The 16,007-nt window shown below is 66.1% G+C and carries 17 protein-coding genes and 1 tRNA gene; 7 read left to right on the top strand and 11 right to left on the bottom strand.

Annotated elements, in window-relative coordinates; translation table 11 throughout:
• Positions 1-123: 123 nt before the first annotated feature.
• The 5 genes from LK539_RS03130 (at position 124) to LK539_RS03110 (ending at position 4,800) form a co-directional block, all read left to right on the top strand.
• Positions 124-897, top strand: a complete 774-nt coding sequence (locus LK539_RS03130) for a sulfite exporter TauE/SafE family protein (protein WP_227799447.1) — start codon at positions 124-126, stop codon at positions 895-897.
• Between the two features lie 108 nt (positions 898-1,005).
• Complete coding sequence (gene cysT / locus LK539_RS03125; RefSeq protein WP_227799446.1) at positions 1,006-1,875, top strand: sulfate ABC transporter permease subunit CysT; 870 nt, start codon at positions 1,006-1,008, stop codon at positions 1,873-1,875.
• On the top strand, positions 1,875-2,789 hold the full coding sequence (cysW, locus tag LK539_RS03120) for a sulfate ABC transporter permease subunit CysW (RefSeq protein WP_227799445.1): 915 nt from the start codon (positions 1,875-1,877) through the stop codon (positions 2,787-2,789). Before cysT ends, cysW begins: the two co-directional genes overlap by 1 nt.
• Entirely contained in the window at positions 2,786-3,862 is a 1,077-nt protein-coding gene (locus tag LK539_RS03115) for a sulfate/molybdate ABC transporter ATP-binding protein (protein WP_227799444.1), read from the top strand. The genes cysW and LK539_RS03115 overlap by 4 nt, the downstream gene beginning before the upstream one ends.
• An 11-nt stretch (positions 3,863-3,873) precedes the next feature.
• Positions 3,874-4,800 (top strand): CysB family HTH-type transcriptional regulator, encoded by a 927-nt coding sequence (locus tag LK539_RS03110; protein ID WP_227799443.1) that lies wholly within the window; start codon positions 3,874-3,876, stop codon positions 4,798-4,800.
• Between the two features lie 185 nt (positions 4,801-4,985).
• Here LK539_RS03110 and LK539_RS03105 read toward each other — a convergent pair whose 3' ends face one another.
• From LK539_RS03105 to LK539_RS03085, 5 genes are read right to left on the bottom strand one after another with little or no spacing between them, the layout of a single operon-like run.
• Positions 4,986-6,032, bottom strand: a complete 1,047-nt coding sequence (locus tag LK539_RS03105; protein WP_227799442.1) for an aldo/keto reductase — start codon at positions 6,030-6,032, stop codon at positions 4,986-4,988.
• 10 nt (positions 6,033-6,042) lie between these two features.
• A complete protein-coding gene (locus LK539_RS03100) occupies positions 6,043-7,080 on the bottom strand; it encodes a quinone-dependent dihydroorotate dehydrogenase (RefSeq protein WP_227799441.1) in 1,038 nt (345 codons plus the stop codon).
• A gap of 42 nt (positions 7,081-7,122) precedes the next feature.
• The gene (locus LK539_RS03095) at positions 7,123-7,851 is read right to left on the bottom strand and encodes an arginyltransferase (RefSeq protein ID WP_227799440.1); all 729 of its coding nucleotides are present in this window, start codon (positions 7,849-7,851) and stop codon (positions 7,123-7,125) included.
• 59 nt (positions 7,852-7,910) lie between these two features.
• Entirely contained in the window at positions 7,911-8,633 is a 723-nt protein-coding gene (aat, locus tag LK539_RS03090) for a leucyl/phenylalanyl-tRNA--protein transferase (RefSeq protein WP_227799439.1), read from the bottom strand.
• A 15-nt stretch (positions 8,634-8,648) separates the two neighbouring features.
• Positions 8,649-9,230 (bottom strand): NUDIX hydrolase, encoded by a 582-nt coding sequence (locus LK539_RS03085; RefSeq protein ID WP_227799438.1) that lies wholly within the window; start codon positions 9,228-9,230, stop codon positions 8,649-8,651.
• Between the two features lie 173 nt (positions 9,231-9,403).
• On the opposite strand from LK539_RS03085, the gene LK539_RS03080 reads away from it, so the two are divergent.
• A tRNA-Met gene (locus LK539_RS03080) sits at positions 9,404-9,480 on the top strand.
• A 161-nt stretch (positions 9,481-9,641) separates the two neighbouring features.
• A complete protein-coding gene (locus LK539_RS03075; protein WP_227799437.1) occupies positions 9,642-10,055 on the top strand; it encodes a T6SS immunity protein Tdi1 domain-containing protein in 414 nt (137 codons plus the stop codon).
• Here LK539_RS03075 and LK539_RS03070 read toward each other — a convergent pair whose 3' ends face one another.
• From LK539_RS03070 to coaBC, 6 genes are all read right to left on the bottom strand, one after another.
• A complete protein-coding gene (locus tag LK539_RS03070) occupies positions 10,056-10,943 on the bottom strand; it encodes a DNA-3-methyladenine glycosylase (RefSeq protein WP_227799436.1) in 888 nt (295 codons plus the stop codon). It abuts the gene before it with no gap.
• 9 nt (positions 10,944-10,952) lie between these two features.
• On the bottom strand, positions 10,953-11,858 hold the full coding sequence (locus LK539_RS03065; protein WP_227799435.1) for a DMT family transporter: 906 nt from the start codon (positions 11,856-11,858) through the stop codon (positions 10,953-10,955).
• A gap of 76 nt (positions 11,859-11,934) precedes the next feature.
• On the bottom strand, positions 11,935-12,966 hold the full coding sequence (locus LK539_RS03060) for an XdhC family protein (protein ID WP_227799434.1): 1,032 nt from the start codon (positions 12,964-12,966) through the stop codon (positions 11,935-11,937).
• Positions 12,967-13,193: 227 nt separating this feature from the next.
• The gene (locus LK539_RS03055; RefSeq protein WP_227799433.1) at positions 13,194-14,273 is read right to left on the bottom strand and encodes a M48 family metallopeptidase; all 1,080 of its coding nucleotides are present in this window, start codon (positions 14,271-14,273) and stop codon (positions 13,194-13,196) included.
• Between the two features lie 23 nt (positions 14,274-14,296).
• The gene (dut, locus tag LK539_RS03050; RefSeq protein ID WP_227799432.1) at positions 14,297-14,746 is read right to left on the bottom strand and encodes a dUTP diphosphatase; all 450 of its coding nucleotides are present in this window, start codon (positions 14,744-14,746) and stop codon (positions 14,297-14,299) included.
• Between the two features lie 9 nt (positions 14,747-14,755).
• Positions 14,756-15,976, bottom strand: a complete 1,221-nt coding sequence (coaBC, locus tag LK539_RS03045; protein WP_227799772.1) for a bifunctional phosphopantothenoylcysteine decarboxylase/phosphopantothenate--cysteine ligase CoaBC — start codon at positions 15,974-15,976, stop codon at positions 14,756-14,758.
• Positions 15,977-16,007 lie beyond the last annotated feature (31 nt).

Here is a 16,007-nt window from a genome sequence, read left to right as displayed (position 1 = left end):
GCCGTAGGGCGGGCGGGTTTCCCGCCCACGCGGTCACCACCCGTCGCATAAGCAAATAAGAAACCTGTTGTTTGCTTTACTGCCGAGCCCCCTTACGCTGTGGCTTAACGTAAGGGTAGAGGCATGTCGACGACGTATATTTTCGCGGGATTCGCAGTAGGGCTGCTGGTCGGCATGACCGGCGTGGGCGGCGGTTCGCTCATGACGCCGCTTCTGACCCTGCTGTTCGGCGTCTCGCCCTCGGTTGCCGTCGGCACCGATCTGGCTTTCGCTTCCATCACCAAGGGTGTCGGCACCGTCACCCACCGCTTCAACCGCACCGTCCACTGGCCGATCGTCGGCCGCCTGTGCCTGGGCGCCTTGCCGGCCGCCCTGGTGGCCACGCTTGCACTGAAGTACTTCGGCGGGCTCGACGCCGAGATCGGCCAGCTGATCCGCTATTCCATCGCCGGCTCCGTGATGCTGACCGTGGTCGCGCTGCTGTTCCGCGCGCGCATGCTGGCCTGGGTCAATGCGGACCCACGGCGCCAGCTGCAGGGCAGGGCGCTCGCCATCGCAACCATTGTCTCGGGCGTCGTGCTGGGCACGCTCGTCACCGTCTCGTCGATCGGCGCAGGCGCGATCGGCGCCACGCTGCTCGTCATGCTGTACCCGCGTCTCACGCCGGCCGAGGTGGCCGGCACCGACATCGCCTACGCCGTGCCGCTCACGGCGATCGCCGCGGTCGGCCACTGGTGGCTGGGTTCGATCGACTGGATGCTGCTCCTGACCCTGCTCATCGGTTCGGTGCCGGGCATTACCCTGGGCGCCATGGCGGCGCGCAAGGTGCCGGAACGCTTCCTGCGCGCGCTGCTGGCCACCACCCTGACCGGTGTCGCCGCCAAGCTCGTGTTCTAAAGTCGTAATAGCTGCCGTGTCTATACAAATAAGAAATGCTTCGTTTGTAATATAAGGGCTGCGTGCGAATATGGTAGCCCGTTAGAAGAATTTGTAATAAGGGCTTCCATGACCTCCCTCGTGCAGACGCACATCGCGCCACGCAGATCCCCTGGCCGGGTGATACCCGGCTTCGGCATCTCGCTGGGCTTCACGATTTTCTACCTTGCGCTGATCGTGCTGATCCCGCTCTCGGCGGTCTTCCTGAAGACCTTCACGATGAGCTGGGACGCCTTCTGGACCGCCGTCACTTCCGAACGCGTGGTCGCTTCCTACAAGCTCACCTTCGGCGCGTCGCTGCTGGCCGCCTTCATCAACGTCATCTTCGGCGGCATCGTCGCCTGGGTGCTGGTGCGCTACACCTTTCCCGGCAAGCGCATCGTCGATGCGCTGGTCGACCTGCCGTTCGCGCTGCCTACCGCCGTGGCAGGCATCACGCTGACCGCGCTGTACTCGCACAACGGCCTGATCGGCGAACAGCTCGCCAAGTTCGGCATCAAGGTCGCCTTCACCCCGCTGGGCGTGCTGGTGGCGCTGACCTTCATCGGCCTGCCTTTCGTGGTGCGTACGGTGCAGCCGGTGCTGGAAGAAGCCGAGCGCGAACTGGAAGAAGCCGCTGCCAGCCTGGGTGCGTCGCCGCTGCAGACCTTCTGGCGCGTGGTGCTGCCTTCGATCGTGCCGGCCCTGCTGACCGGCTTCGCGCTGAGCTTTGCGCGCGCCACCGGCGAATACGGCTCGGTGATCTTCATCGCCGGCAACCTGCCGATGGTGTCCGAGATCACGCCGCTGTTCATCATCACCAAACTCGAACAGTACGACTACGCGGGCGCCACGGCGATCGCGGTGGTCATGCTGGTCATCTCGTTCATCCTGCTGCTGACGATTAACCTGCTGCAGGCGTGGACTCGCAAACGTGCAGGAAAAGGGGTACGCAACTGATGAGCGCAGTCCTCGACAACATCAAGGCGGCGCCGAAAGCCGCCGCCCCGGCGCGCCGGCCTACCACCAACGTGCTGGAACCGAACTGGGTGCGCTACCTGCTCATCGCGGTGGCGCTGGCTTTCCTCACTCTGTTCCTGTTCGTGCCGCTGGCCGCCGTGTTCACCGAGGCCCTGAAGAAGGGCTGGGACACCTACCTCGAATCGATCAAGGATCCGGACGCGGTATCTGCCATCAAGCTCACGCTGATCGCTGCCGGCATCTCAGTGCCGCTGAACCTGGTGTTCGGCGTCGCCGCCGCCTGGGCCATCGCCAAGTTCGAATTCCGCGGCAAGAGCATCCTGCTGACCCTGATCGACCTGCCGTTCTCGGTCTCGCCCGTGATCGCCGGCCTGATCTACGTGCTGCTGTTCGGCGCCCAGGGCTGGTTCGGCGACTGGCTGGCCGCGCACGACATCAAGATCCTGTTCGCGGTGCCGGGCATCGTGCTGGCAACCCTGTTCATCACCTTCCCCTTCGTTGCACGCGAGCTGATCCCGCTGATGCAGCAGCAGGGCACGGAAGAGGAAGAAGCGGCGTTGGTGCTGGGCGCCTCGGGCTGGTCCACCTTCTGGCGCGTGACGCTGCCGAACATCAAGTGGGGCCTGCTGTACGGCGTCATCCTGTGTAACGCCCGCGCGATGGGCGAGTTCGGCGCCGTCTCGGTGGTGTCGGGCCACATCCGCGGCGAGACCAACACGATGCCGCTGCACGTCGAGATCCTCTACAACGAGTACAACTTCACGGCCGCCTTCGCGGTGGCGTCGCTGCTGGCGCTGCTGGCACTGGTGACCCTGGCGGTGAAGAGTTTTGTCGAATGGCGCCTGCATCAGGCCCGCAAGGAAGACACACGCATATTGGAGCACGCAGCATGACCATCGAAGTCCAGCACATCCGTAAACAGTTCGGCCAGTTCACCGCGCTCGACGACGTTTCGCTCAAGTTCCCCGACGGCCAGCTGACCGCCTTGCTGGGCCCCTCGGGCTGCGGCAAGACCACGCTGTTGCGCGTGATCGCGGGCCTCGAGCATCCCGATTCCGGCGCCGTCCTGCTCGACGGCGAAGACGCCTCGCACCGCCACGTGCGCGAGCGCCAGGTCGGCTTCGTGTTCCAGCACTATGCGTTGTTCAAGCACATGACCGTGTTCGAGAACGTCGCCTTCGGCCTGCGCGTCAAGCCGCGCAAGGAGCGCCCGTCGGAACAGCAGATCCGCGACAAGGTGCGCCAGCTGCTGGAACTGGTGCAGCTCGACTGGATCGCCGACCGCTATCCGCCCCAGCTCTCGGGCGGCCAGCGCCAGCGCATCGCCCTGGCCCGCGCCCTCGCTGTCGAGCCGCGCGTGCTGCTGCTCGACGAACCCTTCGGCGCGCTGGATGCCAAGGTGCGCAAGGAACTGCGCCGCTGGCTGCGCCGCCTGCACGACGAACTGCACGTGACCTCGATCTTCGTCACCCACGATCAGGAAGAAGCGCTGGAAGTGGCCGACCAGGTGGTCCTGATGAACAAGGGCCGCATCGAGCAGCTTGGCACGCCGGATGCCGTCTATAACAAGCCGGCGTCGCCTTTCGTCTACGGCTTCCTCGGCAACGTCAACCTGTTCCACGGCCGCGTGCAGGATGGCGTGCTGGCCAGCGGCGACGTCAAGCTCGACGTGCCGCAGCATGCGGGCAGCGGCGAGGGCATCGGCTACGTACGTCCGCACGACCTCGACGTCGAGCGCTATACGCCGGGCGAAGGCGACAAGGGTGGAGTCGTGGCCAAGCTGCGCCGCGCGCATGCGATCGGACCGCTGGCCCAGCTCGACCTCGAGCGCGCCGACAACCAGCAGCTGATCGAGGCGGTGATGCCGAACGAACTGTTCGCCCGCCACGGCTTCCGCGAAGGCGACACCCTGGTGGTCAAGCCGCGCCGTATCGAAGTCTTCGTCGACGCCGGCGAAGGTATCTGAAAGGTAGGCATATGAACTTCCAGCAGCTGCGTTCCGTACGCGAAGCCGCACGCCGCGACTTCAACCTGACCGAGGTGGCCAATGCGCTGTTCACCTCGCAACCCGGCGTCTCGCGCCAGATCCGCGAGCTCGAGGAAGAGCTCGGGGTCGTCATCTTCGAGCGCAACGGCAAGCGCCTGACCGGCCTCACGCCGCCGGGCAAGGGCATCCTCAAGATCGTCGAGCGCCTGCTGGTGGAAGCCGAGAACCTGCAGCAGGCCAGCGCCGAGTTCGCGGCCCAAGACAGCGGCACCCTGACGGTGGCGGTGACGCACACCCAGGCACGCTACGCGCTGCCCCAGGTGGTGCAGTCCTTCCGTAACGCCTTCCCGGGCGTGCGCATCGCCCTGCAGCAGAGCGCACCGGAACACATCGCGGAATGGGTTTTGTCGGGCAAGGCCGATATCGGCATCGCCACCGAAGGCCTGAGCGCCTTCCCCGACCTCGTGTCCTTCCCTTGCTACCGCTGGAGCCACCTGGTGGTGGCGCCGGAAGGCCACCCGATCTTCGCCTCCAGCACGCCGCTGCGGCTGGAAGACCTGGCCGAGTATCCCTTGATTACCTACGACGTCGGCTTCACTGGCCGCAGCCACATCGATGCCGCTTTCGTGGAAGCCGGGCTGGCGCCGGACATCGTGCTCACCGCGATGGATTCGGACGTCATCAAGCAGTACGTGTCGCTGGGGATGGGTGTCGGGATCGTGGCCTCGATGGCCTTCGATCACGGCCGCGACAAGGGGATGCGGGCGATCGAGGCCTCGCACCTGTTCGCGCCGAACGTGACGCGGCTCGCGGTGCGCAAGGGTTCGTATCTACGGGCGTATGCCTACCACTTCATCGAGCGCTTTGCCCAGGGGTATACGCGCTCGGATATCGAGAAGGCCTTGCAGGCAGAGTGAATGTGGGGGCTACTGCCTAATGCCAGTCAGTCAGCCGGATTGTAGGGTGGGCGGGTTCCCCGCTCACGCGGTGATAGCTGCGATATGAACAGCCGCACGGTTGCAGTACTGTGATTTGACCGCGTGGGCGGGAGACCCGCCCACCCTACGGATGAGCCCCAGCTTTTAAGTGACCGGCATCAGGGCTACTGCCCCACATTCACGTAGCGCGCGTGAATCTCATCAATCCCCTTCAGCACCTCCGCTGACAGCACCAGGTCGGCCGCATCGATGTTCTCCTTCAGCTGCGCGAGATTCGTTGCGCCGATGATGGTCGATCCCACGAACCAGCGCGAATAGCACCACGCCAGTGCCATCTGCGCGGGCGTCATTCCGTGCGCCCGCGCCAGCGCTGCATACTCCGCGGTGGCCGCCAGCACCGCCGGGCGCACATAGCGAGGACTCCAGTTTTTCGGGAACACCGTCAGGCGCCCGACTGCATTCGGATCGTCCAGGTACTTCGCCGTCAGCTGCCCAAAAGCCAGCGGGCTGTAGGCCAGCAGGCTCACGCCTTCACGGTAGCAGGCCTCGTCCATCAGGCTGGTCTCGAAATGGCGCGCCGTCAGGTTGTACAGGTTCTGCACGGTGGCGATGCGCGGCAGGCCGCGCAGTTCGGCCTGCTTGATGTACTGGCACACGCCCCAGGTACTTTCGTTCGATACGCCGATGTGGCGGATCGTCCCTGCGCGCACCATTTCGTCCAGGGCTTCCAGCGTCTCGACAATCGGCACTGCAGGCCGCTCGCCCTCCGGATCGAAGCGGTTGGCGCCGAAGATCGGCAGGTTCCGGCTCGGCCAGTGGATCTGGTACAGGTCGATGTAGTCGGTGTGCAGGCGGCGCAGGCTGTCCTCGACGGCGGCGCGGATATTGGTCGCGTCCAGGTTGTGATTGGCCCCGCGGATCCAGGGCATCATCTTGTTCGGCCCCGCCACCTTGGTGGCCAGCACGATGTCGGCGCGGCGTCCAGTCTTCTTCAGCCAGCTGCCGATGTATCGTTCAGTCGAGCCCTGCGTGTCCGCGCTCGCCATCACCGGGTACATCTCGGCGGTATCGATGAAGTTGATGCCGCGTTCGAGCGCGTAGTCGAGCTGGCTGTGCGCCTCGCTCTCCGTGTTCTGCTCGCCGAAGGTCATGGTGCCGAGGCAGAGCTTCGACACCATCAAATCCGTTTGTCCCAGCTGCCGGCGTTCCATGTCGTCTCCTTCAGCGGCGCAGCGCGGCCGCGCAATCGCGCACCAGCGCCGGGCCGGCGTAGATGAAGCCGGTGTAGAGCTGCACCAGCTGGGCGCCGGCCGCGATCTTGGCGCGCGCATCCTCGCCGCGCATGATGCCGCCCACGCCGATGATGGGGATGGCGTCGCCCAGTTCGGCCTTCAGCAAACGGATCACCGTGTTCGACAGCTCGAACACGGGCGCGCCCGACAGGCCGCCGGCTTCGTCGCCATGCTGCATGCCCTGTACGGCAGTGCGGCTGAGCGTGGTGTTGGTGGCGATCACGCCATCGATCTTGTGGCGCAGCAGGGCGCCGGCGATGTTGCGCACCTGGTCGCCGTCGATGTCCGGTGCGATCTTCAGGGCCACCGGCACGTAGCGTTTATGCTGATCGGCCAGGCGCAACTGCTCTTCCTTCAGTTGCGACAGCAGCGCGTCCAGCTCCGACTCCCCTTGGAGCTGGCGCAGGTTCTTGGTGTTCGGCGAAGAGATGTTGACCGTCACGTAGCTGGCGTAGGGGTAGACCTTGCGCAGGCAGTGCAGGTAATCGTCGGCGGCGCGTTCGATCGGGGTGTCGGCGTTTTTGCCGATGTTCAGGCCCAGCACGCCTTGCTTGTCCTGGTAGAAGCGCGAGGCCTGGACATTGGCCACGAAGGCATCCACGCCGCCGTTGTTGAAGCCCATGCGGTTGATGATCCCCTGCGCCTGCGGCAGGCGGAAGATGCGCGGCTTCGGATTGCCTCCCTGCGGACGCGGCGTGACGGTGCCGATCTCGATCGAGCCGAAGCCGAGCGAAGCCAGGCCGTCGATGTAGGCGCCATCCTTGTCCAGACCCGCGGCCAGGCCGACCGGGTTCGGGAAGCTGATGCCCATGACCGTGCGCGGGTCCGGCGCCGGCTTGGCTGACAGTTTGGTCAGGCCGAGCGAAGCGGCGCGGCGCAGCAGCGGCAGGGTCAGGTTGTGGGCTTGCTCGGCGTCGAGCGAGAGCAGCAGCGGGCGGGCGAGGGAGTACAGGAGCTTGTCGGACATGGGGGACTCGTAGTGATGACTCCCGCCATTCTACCGTGGCGCTCAGGCTTCGAGTACGCTCCAGACCCCCTTGATGCGCGCTTCCAGCGGGCGGAAGTTGATCTTGTAGGCCATCTTCGGACTTTGTTCGATCCAGTAACCGAGGTAGACATATTGCAGGCCGAGCTCGCGCGCCTGGTTCACCTGCCACATCACGTTATAGGTGCCGAAGGAGGCGCCCGGCACGTCCGGGTCGAAGAAGGTGTAGACCGAGGACAGGCCGTCGGACAGCACGTCGATGATCGAGACCATGCGCAGCAGGCCGTTCGGCTCGCGGAACTCGACCAGGCGGGTGTTGACGCGGCTCTGCAGCAGGAACTGGGCGTACTGGTCGCGGCTGTCCTGGTCCATGCCGCCGCCGACGTGGCGGGTGGTCTGGTAGCGCAGGTAGAGCGCATAGTGCTCGTCCGAGAAGGCCAGGTTGGCCACCATGGCCACCAGGTCGCCGTGGCGTTTCCAGGCGCGGCGCTGGGTGCGGCTGGGCGTGAAATCCTCGCACTTGACCCGCACCGGGATGCAGGCCTGGCAACCGTCGCAATACGGGCGGTAGGTGAAGATGCCGCTGCGGCGAAAGCCGTTGCGCACGAGTTCGGAATAGACGTCTGCATTGATGAGGTGCGAGGGCGTCGCGACTTGCGACCGGGCCTGGCGGGCATCGAGGTAACTGCAGGGGTAGGGCGCCGTCGTGTAGAACTGCAGCGTGGCGAAGGGCAGGTCATTTAGGTGCGTCATGTAAAACTTTCGAGACGACGTGATGAACCTATTTTAGCGAAATCGGGGCCGCGTCACTGTTAGTCAACCAACGGTGCCACGGGTTCCCAGCGGGTGATGGCGGGCTCGCGGATGGCTTCGCGCAGGTGCGCCAGGAAGGCGCTGCGCGGGATCGGCGAGGCGCCCAGCGAGGCCAGGTGGCCGGTCTCCTGCTGGCAGTCGATCAGCGCGACGCCCTGGCTGCGCAGGAAGGCGACCAGGTAGGCCAGCGCCACCTTGGAGGCGTCCGACACCCGGGCAAACATCGATTCGCCGTAGAACATGCGGCCGATGCAGACGCCATAGGCGCCGCCCACCAGTTCGCCGTCCAGCCAGACTTCGGACGAGTGGGCATGGCCCATGGCGTGCAGGCCGGTGTAGCCGTCGATGATGTCTTCCGAGATCCAGGTGCCCGGCCCGTCCTTGCGCGGCGCGGCGCAGGCGCGCATCACCTGTTCAAAAGCGCTGTCGAATCGGATGCTCCACGCGCCGCCTTCGATCCGGCTGCGCTCGACCTTGCGCAGGGTTTTCTTCAGGCTGTCGCTGACCTTGAAACGCTCGGTACGCAGCACCATGCGCGGGTCGGTGCTCCACCACAGGATCGGCTGGCCTTCCGAGAACCAGGGGAAGATGCCGTTCTGGTAAGCGAGCAGCAGGCGCTGGGGCGACAGGTCGGCGCCGGCCGCCAGCAGGCCGGGCGCATCGATCGTCAGCGCCTCGGAGACGTCGGGGAAGGGCGAAGTCGGCTCGAGCCAGGGGATCATGCGGCCCTCGATGGATCAGTCGGGTTCGCGGGGCGCCAGCATCGGGCGGACGATGTCGCGGCTATGAAAACCATACTCGCCGCCCTCGCGCACTTTGACGCGGTCGGCAAAGAAGAGTTCCAGCGTGGTCCGGACCGTCGGGAAGGCCAGCTCGTCCCAGGGAATCTCGTCCTGCGTGAACAGTTCGACTTCCAGGCTTTCCTCTCCCGGCGCGAAATCCAGGTTACGCAGGCGCGCCAGGTAGAACAGGTGGACCTGGTGCACGTGGGCGACGTTGAGCAGGGTAAATAGCTTGCCGAGTTCAACGTCGGCGCCGGCTTCTTCTTCCGTTTCGCGCACGGCCGCCTGCTCGGTCGTTTCCTCGTTTTCCATGAAGCCCGCCGGCAGCGTCCAGTAACCGTAGCGCGGCTCGATCGCGCGCTTGCACAGCAACACCTGTAGCTTGCCGTCTTGTTCCCAGACGGGAATCGAACCGATCACCAGCTTGGGATTCTGGTAATGGATGGTGTGGCACTGCGGGCAGACATAGCGCGGCCGGTTGTCGCCTTCGGGAATCGCCAGGGCGACGGGGTGGGCGCACTCGGAACAGAATTTCATAGATGGGCGGCAGGTTGAGATTGTGCTTACTTTACACTGATTTTCCCGCCGCATGCCGCCATCGGCGCAGGCCTGTGCGCTTGCGGCTGAGCCATATTGTGCTGCAATCACACACCAGGCTAGGATTGGGTTTGCCTAAAAGACCGGTTCGGCGTATAATTCATTCCATCAGACGCGGGGTGGAGCAGTCTGGCAGCTCGTCGGGCTCATAACCCGAAGGTCACAGGTTCAAATCCTGTCCCCGCAACCAGAATTCAAAGCCGTTGATTCGCAAGAATCAACGGCTTTTTCAATTTCTGCAGCCTTTTTCCCCTTACACGATCCAGCGCAAACCGGACGCATCGGTATGCAATGTTGTCCAGCCAGTCTTGTCCAACACGCGGAACGCTTGGAAAGCTACAGGGGGCACACGTGATCAACGTAGACGACATCAACGAGGCCTGGGGCTGGGTCGGCTTGACCGCCGTCGAAGTCCTTGGGTCCAATGCATTCGGCAACCTCATCATCCGCGACGACGAAGGGCGCTACTGGCGCTTGCGTCCGCAAGACCTGTGCTGCGAGCCGGTGGCCGACAGCCGCGCCGCACTCGACGCGCTGGCCTACAACCAGGACTTCCTGAACGATTGGTACATGCCCGAGGTCGTGCACCTGGCGGAATCCACGCTTGGTCCGCTGGCGGAAGGGCGCAAGTATTGCCTCAAGATTCCGAGCGCACTGGGCGGCCATTACGGCCGCGACAATCTCGCCACGGTTCCCTTGCCGGAACTGATACGTTTTTCAGGAGAAGGGGCCCAGCAGTTCGACAGCTTACCTCGCTGGAATTGATCAACCGGCCTGCTCGCTGAGGCTGGCCCACAGATAGGCCGCCGCCATGGTACGGTGCGGCGCGTAGCGTTCCAGCAGGCGCTGCGCCGTCGGAATGTCCGGCCGCGCCTCGCCGCCCAGCAGGCGGTGGAAGGCCGTGCGCACGGCCACGTCGCCCTCGAGTGAACAGTCGGGGTAGCCATAGCCGCGCAGCAAGGCGTAGTTCACGGTCCAGGGGCCGATGCCTTTCACGGCCAGCAGTTCGCGCACGAAGTCGGCCACCGGGCGCTCGCGGTCGAGCTTGACCTCGCCGTCGGCGACCAATCTCGCCAGGCGCAGCAGGGTTTCCGCTTTGGCACGCGAAAACTTGCGGCTCGTGAGCGCCTCGAGTTCCAGGCGCGCCACATCGGACGCTTCTGGATAGCACCACAGGCCGCTCGTATGCCGGCGGCCGGCCAGCCCGATGAACGTGCGGCGCAGGGAGATCGCAAACGGCAGGTTGATCTGCTGGCCGATGATGGCCCAGGTCAGGGCCTCGAATACGGTAGCGGACTGGATGATGCGCAGGCCCGGCTGGCGCGCCACCACCGGCCCCAGGGCTGGGTCGTCACGCACGAATGCAGCGAAGGCGGCCGGATCGATGCGCAGGCCCAGGATGTTCAGCAGGGCTTCGCGCGCGAGCTCGAGCAGGGGCGGCGTCAGCTCGCCGTCGGCGTCGACCGTGCAGCGTGCTTCATCCGGCTTGAAACCGACTTCCAGCACCACCGGCGTACCGTCGAGCAGCACGCCCTTGCGCAGGCCCTCGGGTCCCACCTGTTCCGCGATCGCTTCCGCATCGCGGCTGTGGAAGGCCAGCACGTCTTCGGTGCGGTAGCCGGGCGGCAGGGCGATCGCGAGCTCGGTGCGCATTGCCGCTCCCTAGCGCGCCTGGGCGCTGCGCGCACGCAGGAAGGAAGGCACGAACCCCGTCACGAGGGCCGTACCGACCAGCACGATGGCGGAACCCAGCAGCGTATGCCAGCCGATCACCTCATGCAGGAAGATCGCGCCCCACAGGATGCCAAACATCGGATTGAGAAAAGTGACCGTCAGCGCCGAGGTGGTGCCGACTTCCTCGATCAGCTTGAAGTAGAGGATGTAGGCGATACCGCTGCACAGCACGCCCAGCGCCAGCACCGCGGCCATGATGCCCACCGTGGGCTCGCCCGGTTGGGGGAAGATGGCCAGCGCCGGGATCACGCAAATGGTGGCGGCCCACATCGAACCATGGGCGTTGGCGAAGGGCGCCACCGCCTTGGCCGACTTGGCATACTGGCTGGCCACGCTGTAGCTGAAGGCGGCCACCAGCGCGGCTGCGATCGCGAGCGCAGCGCCGGGGCGCTCCGAGACGTGGTCGAAGCCGACCAGCAGGCTCACCCCCACCGTGCCCAGCACCAGGCCGAGGGCCGCGCGGCCGGAGACCTTCTGGCGCGCCCACACGGCGCCGACCAGGGCGCCGAACATCGGCGCGGTGGCGTTCAGCACCGACAGCACCGAGGCCGACAGGGTGCGCGCGGCAAAGGCGAACAGCAGGAAGGGCAGGGCCGAATTGAAGAAGCCCAGCATCAGGTAGTGCTTCCAGTGCTGGCGCAGGTCGAGCGGCGCCCCTTTGCCGCGCCGCGCCATGACCCAGGCCACGGCGGCCAGGAACAGGGCCGCGAACAGCACCCGGTATTCGATCAGCACGGCGGGCCCCAGCACGGGGGCGGCGATGCGCATGAAGAGGAAGGAGCCGCCCCAGATGGCGGCCAGCGCCACCAGGCGCAGCATGTTCACGGTGTTCATCGGGGGAGTAGCGGGGACAAAAGGTCGATGGTGGCGGCACGGCGCAGGCCGCGCCATCCGGTTCTTGCGCGCGAATTCACGCCGCCGCCCGGGCCGAGCGGATGGTCGCGCAGACCACCTCGGTGGCCGGCTGGGGCGCGGCCGCATGCGGCACCAGCATGTGGGCCGGCACGCCGTTCTTCACGGCCGTCATCTCGGCCATGATCGAGATCGCGATCTCGCTCGGGGTCTTGCTGCCGATGTAGATGCCGATCGGGCCGTGCAGGCGCGCCAGCTGGGCATCATCGAGGTCGAACAGCTTCAGGCGTTCGCGGCGCTTCTCGTTGTTCAGGCGCGAGCCGATTGCGCCCACGTAGAAGGCGTCCGACTTGAGCGCTTCCATCAGCGCCAGGTCGTCCAGCTTGGGGTCGTGGGTCAGCGCCACCACCGCGCTGCGCGCATCCAGGCGCGCCTCGATCACCAGGTCGTCCGGCATCGCATGCACCAGTTCCACGCCGGCGAGGCTCCAGCCGCTGCGATATTCCTCGCGCGGGTCGCACACGGTCACGCGGTAATCCATGCCGCTCGCCACCTGGGCCAGGAAGCGCGACAGGGGACCGGCGCCGATGATGAACAGGCGCCAGCGCGGACCGTGGATGGTGACCAGGACGCCGTCTTCCACGCGCTGGATGGCGCTGGCCGGCGCGCGCGCCAGCGTAACGGCGCCGCTTGCCAGCTCAACGCGTCGCTCCACCAGTTCGCCCTCATGCAGGCGCGCCAGCAGTTCACGAATGCAGCTGTCCGGGGTAAGCGGTTCGATGGCCAGCTCGATGGTGCCGCCGCAGGGCAGGCCGAAGCGGTGCGCTTCGTCGGCGCTGATGCCGTAGCTGACGATCTCGGGACGCGCCAGCTCGATGCCGTTGCTGCGTACCCGCGCGATCAGGTCGTCCTCGATGCAGCCGCCGGACACCGAGCCGACCACGCTGCCGTCTTCGCAGACGGCGAGGGTGGCGCCGATCGGGCGCGGGCTCGAGCCCCAGGTCTTGATGACCGTGACCAGCTGGCAGCGGCGGCCCGCGGCGAGCCAGGCGTCGCAGGTCTTAAGTACGTCGAGGTCGATGCTGTCCATGGCGGTGCCTTGTGGTCGGAATGAACAATGATACAAAAAATGGCCCGAGGCTGCCGAACGCTGCGTCGCGTTGAATTGTAGGGTGGTCGGCTGTGCCGACCGCGCGTTCAGCTGGACCATGCTCCGTGGCGACGCGTCCGGCAGTTGGACGCGCGGTCGGCAAGCCGACCACCCTACAAAAGAAAACGGACGCGCCAGGCGTCCGTTCGTGGAGGTGACGCGCCGGCTTACGGCGTCAGCGGCTTCTTGTCCGCCTTCTTGGCCTTGACTTCGGCCACCGCCTTGTCGATGGTCGCCGTGCGCTGGGCCAGCGACGGATGATTGGCCGTGTGGCCGTTCAGGACCGTGGCCGGATAGGTCTCGGCGAAGCGCTTCCAGAAGCTCGACACGCCTTCGATGCGGTAGTCGGCGCGCGCCAGCAGGTAGACCGCAAGGCGGTCGGCTGCGGTGTCGAGCGTGGCCGGCATGGCCTTGATGCCGCCGCTGCCGATCAGCATCGAGGTGTCCGGTGCGATGCGGGTCAGGTTGTCGATGATGCTGCCGATGGTGGCGGCGTTGCGCTGGCTGGCCGCATGGCCGAGCATGTTGTGGGCCATCGTGTGGGCGATGACGTAGGCCAGCTCGTCGTCGCCCTGGACAAAGCCCATCATGCCGCGCGTGACCATCACGCGCTGGCCGTCGGCGTAGGCATTGACGTTGTCCGAATTGCCGAGCTCGATGCCGAAGGCGCAGGCACGGGTGACGGGCACCGTCACGTCGCGCTGCTGGCCGCGGCGCTCGATGGTCAGCGGCAGCGAGGCCTGCTTGGTGACGATCGGGCCGAACACGGCGCCGGCCTGGGACAGTGCGTTGGGACCGGTCGGCAGCGGCTTGCCGGCGGCGGCGACCAGTTCGTCGCCCTGGCGCAGGCCGGCCTTGGCAGCGCCGCTGCCGGCCAGCACATTGGTCACCTGCAGGCGTTCGCCCATGCCCAGCACCAGGTGCGCGGCTTCGTTGAAGCTACCCGGGTAGGTATAGCGGTTCTTGGCGGTGAAACCGAGCAGGTTGCGCGCGTGGCGCGTGCACAGTTCCGCATTGTCGATGAGAAGGGGTGCGGCCACCTTGTACAGGCGGTCCTGCAGCGTCGCCATGCGGGTGAGGGTGTCGGCGGCCGCCGTCATTTCCGGCGTCACTTGCGGCGCTTCCTGTGCTACCTGTCCCGGCGGGAGCGGCCGGCCCGCTTGCATGGGGCCTTGCGTGGCGCAGGCCGACAGCAGGACGGCGGTGGCGATGCCAATGGCGGCCTGGCGCAAATGCATACGGCTCATGTTCCTCCTAGAGTGCTCTGTTGTTATTGTTTGCCGGTGCTGCCGAATCCTCCGGCGCCCCGTTCGCTCGATGCGAACTCCTCCACCACGTTGAAACCCACCTGCAGCACCGGCACGATCACGAGCTGGGCGAGGCGGTCCAGCGGCTGCAGCGTAAAGCTGGCATGGCCGCGGTTCCAGGTCGAGACCATGAGCTGTCCCTGGTAGTCGGAGTCGATCAAGCCTACCAGATTGCCGAGAACGATGCCGTTCTTATGGCCGAGTCCACTGCGCGGCAGGATCATGGCCGCATAGCCCGGATCGCCGATGTGGATGGCCAGGCCGGTCGGCACCAGCACGGTCTGGCCGGGCTCGATGACGAGGGGCGCGTCGATGCAGGCGCGCAGGTCCAGGCCCGCGCTGCCGGGCGTGCCGTAGCTCGGCAGCAGCTCCTTCATGCGCGGGTCGAGGATCTTGAGGTCGATGCTTTTCATGTTCTTCTTTTAGGTCAGGAGCGAGCGCCGTTCCAGGCGCTTCGCGATTTCGGAAACCAGCTGGCGCGCCAGCGTCAGCTTGTCGGCGCGCGGCAATACGGTATGGCCGCTTTCGTCGAACAGGATGATGGTGTTCTCATCCTGCCCGAAGGTCTGCGGTCCGATGTTGCCCACCAACAGGGGAATGCCTTTTTTCTCGCGCTTGGCCGCGCCGAATTCCATCAGGTTGCCGGACTCGGCCGCGAAGCCCACGCAATAGGGCCAGCCGGACAGGGTGGTGGTGGCGGCGACCGTGGCCAGGATGTCGGCGTTCTGCACGAACTCCAGCTGCGGCGCGCCGCCGCCGTCGACTTTCTTGATCTTCTGGTCGCTGGCATTCGCCACGCGCCAGTCGGCGACCGCCGCCACGCCGATGAAGACGTGCTGGCCCTCGATGCCGGCCATGACCACGTCGTGCATCTGCTGGGCGGTGAGCACGTCGATGCGGCGCACGCCGTGGGGGGTGGGCAGGGCGGTCGGGCCGGATACCAGGGTGACTTCGGCGCCGGCTTCGCGCGCGGCGCGCGCCACCGCATAGCCCATCTTGCCCGAGGAGAGGTTGGTGATGCCGCGCACCGGATCGATCGGCTCGAAGGTCGGCCCGGCCGTGATCAGGACGCGCCGGCCTGCCAGCACCTTCTGCTGGAACGAGGCGACAAGTTCCTCGACCAGCTCGTCGGCTTCCAGCATGCGGCCCTGGCCGGTCTCGCCGCAGGCCTGCGAGCCGGATGCGGGGCCGAACAGGCACACACCGTCTTCCTGCAGCTGCCTGACGTTGCGCTGGGTGGCCGGGTTTTCCCACATCTCGACGTTCATCGCCGGCGCCACCAGCAGCGGCACGCGGCGCGGACGGGCCACGCACAGGGTCGACAGCAGGTCGTCGGCCGCGCCGTGCGCGAGTTTGCGCATGAAGTCGGCCGAGCAGGGCGCGATCAGGATCGCGTCGGCGTCGCGGGTGAGGTCGATGTGCGCCATGTTGTTCGGCATGCGCGGATCCCACTGGTCAGTGTAGACCGGCCGGCCGGACAGGGCCTGCATGGTGACCGTGCCGATGAAGTGGGTGGCCGCTTCGCTCATCACCACCTGCACGCTGGCGCCTCCCTTGACCAGGGCGCGGCACAGTTCGGCCGCCTTGTAGCAGGCTACGCCCCCGGTCAGGCCGAGGACGATTTTCTTGTCCTTGAGCTCCATGCTCATGCTGCCTCCTGCTGTGGACTGCTTC

The sequence above is a fragment of the Massilia sp. IC2-476 genome (assembly GCF_020707295.1).
GTDB lineage: Bacteria > Pseudomonadota > Gammaproteobacteria > Burkholderiales > Burkholderiaceae_D > Telluria.
The sequence above is the reverse complement of the archived record's forward strand: the minus strand, read 5'-3'. Positions and strand labels throughout refer to the sequence as shown.

Excerpts from the sequence above, each read along its gene's own strand:
- LK539_RS03055 (WP_227799433.1), bottom strand. The coding sequence starts at position 14,273 with ATGAGCCGTATGCATTTGCGCCAGGCCGCCATTGGCATCGCCACCGCC.
- dut (WP_227799432.1), bottom strand. The coding sequence starts at position 14,746 with ATGAAAAGCATCGACCTCAAGATCCTCGACCCGCGCATGAAGGAGCTG.
- LK539_RS03095 (WP_227799440.1), bottom strand. The coding sequence starts at position 7,851 with ATGACGCACCTAAATGACCTGCCCTTCGCCACGCTGCAGTTCTACACG.
- aat (WP_227799439.1), bottom strand. The coding sequence starts at position 8,633 with ATGATCCCCTGGCTCGAGCCGACTTCGCCCTTCCCCGACGTCTCCGAG.
- LK539_RS03130 (WP_227799447.1), top strand. The coding sequence starts at position 124 with ATGTCGACGACGTATATTTTCGCGGGATTCGCAGTAGGGCTGCTGGTC.
- LK539_RS03110 (WP_227799443.1), top strand. The coding sequence starts at position 3,874 with ATGAACTTCCAGCAGCTGCGTTCCGTACGCGAAGCCGCACGCCGCGAC.
- LK539_RS03100 (WP_227799441.1), bottom strand. The coding sequence starts at position 7,080 with ATGTCCGACAAGCTCCTGTACTCCCTCGCCCGCCCGCTGCTGCTCTCG.
- coaBC (WP_227799772.1), bottom strand. The coding sequence starts at position 15,976 with ATGGAGCTCAAGGACAAGAAAATCGTCCTCGGCCTGACCGGGGGCGTA.
- cysT (WP_227799446.1), top strand. The coding sequence starts at position 1,006 with ATGACCTCCCTCGTGCAGACGCACATCGCGCCACGCAGATCCCCTGGC.
- LK539_RS03115 (WP_227799444.1), top strand. The coding sequence starts at position 2,786 with ATGACCATCGAAGTCCAGCACATCCGTAAACAGTTCGGCCAGTTCACC.
- LK539_RS03065 (WP_227799435.1), bottom strand. The coding sequence starts at position 11,858 with ATGAACACCGTGAACATGCTGCGCCTGGTGGCGCTGGCCGCCATCTGG.
- LK539_RS03070 (WP_227799436.1), bottom strand. The coding sequence starts at position 10,943 with ATGCGCACCGAGCTCGCGATCGCCCTGCCGCCCGGCTACCGCACCGAA.
- LK539_RS03105 (WP_227799442.1), bottom strand. The coding sequence starts at position 6,032 with ATGGAACGCCGGCAGCTGGGACAAACGGATTTGATGGTGTCGAAGCTC.
- cysW (WP_227799445.1), top strand. The coding sequence starts at position 1,875 with ATGAGCGCAGTCCTCGACAACATCAAGGCGGCGCCGAAAGCCGCCGCC.
- LK539_RS03085 (WP_227799438.1), bottom strand. The coding sequence starts at position 9,230 with ATGAAATTCTGTTCCGAGTGCGCCCACCCCGTCGCCCTGGCGATTCCC.
- LK539_RS03060 (WP_227799434.1), bottom strand. The coding sequence starts at position 12,966 with ATGGACAGCATCGACCTCGACGTACTTAAGACCTGCGACGCCTGGCTC.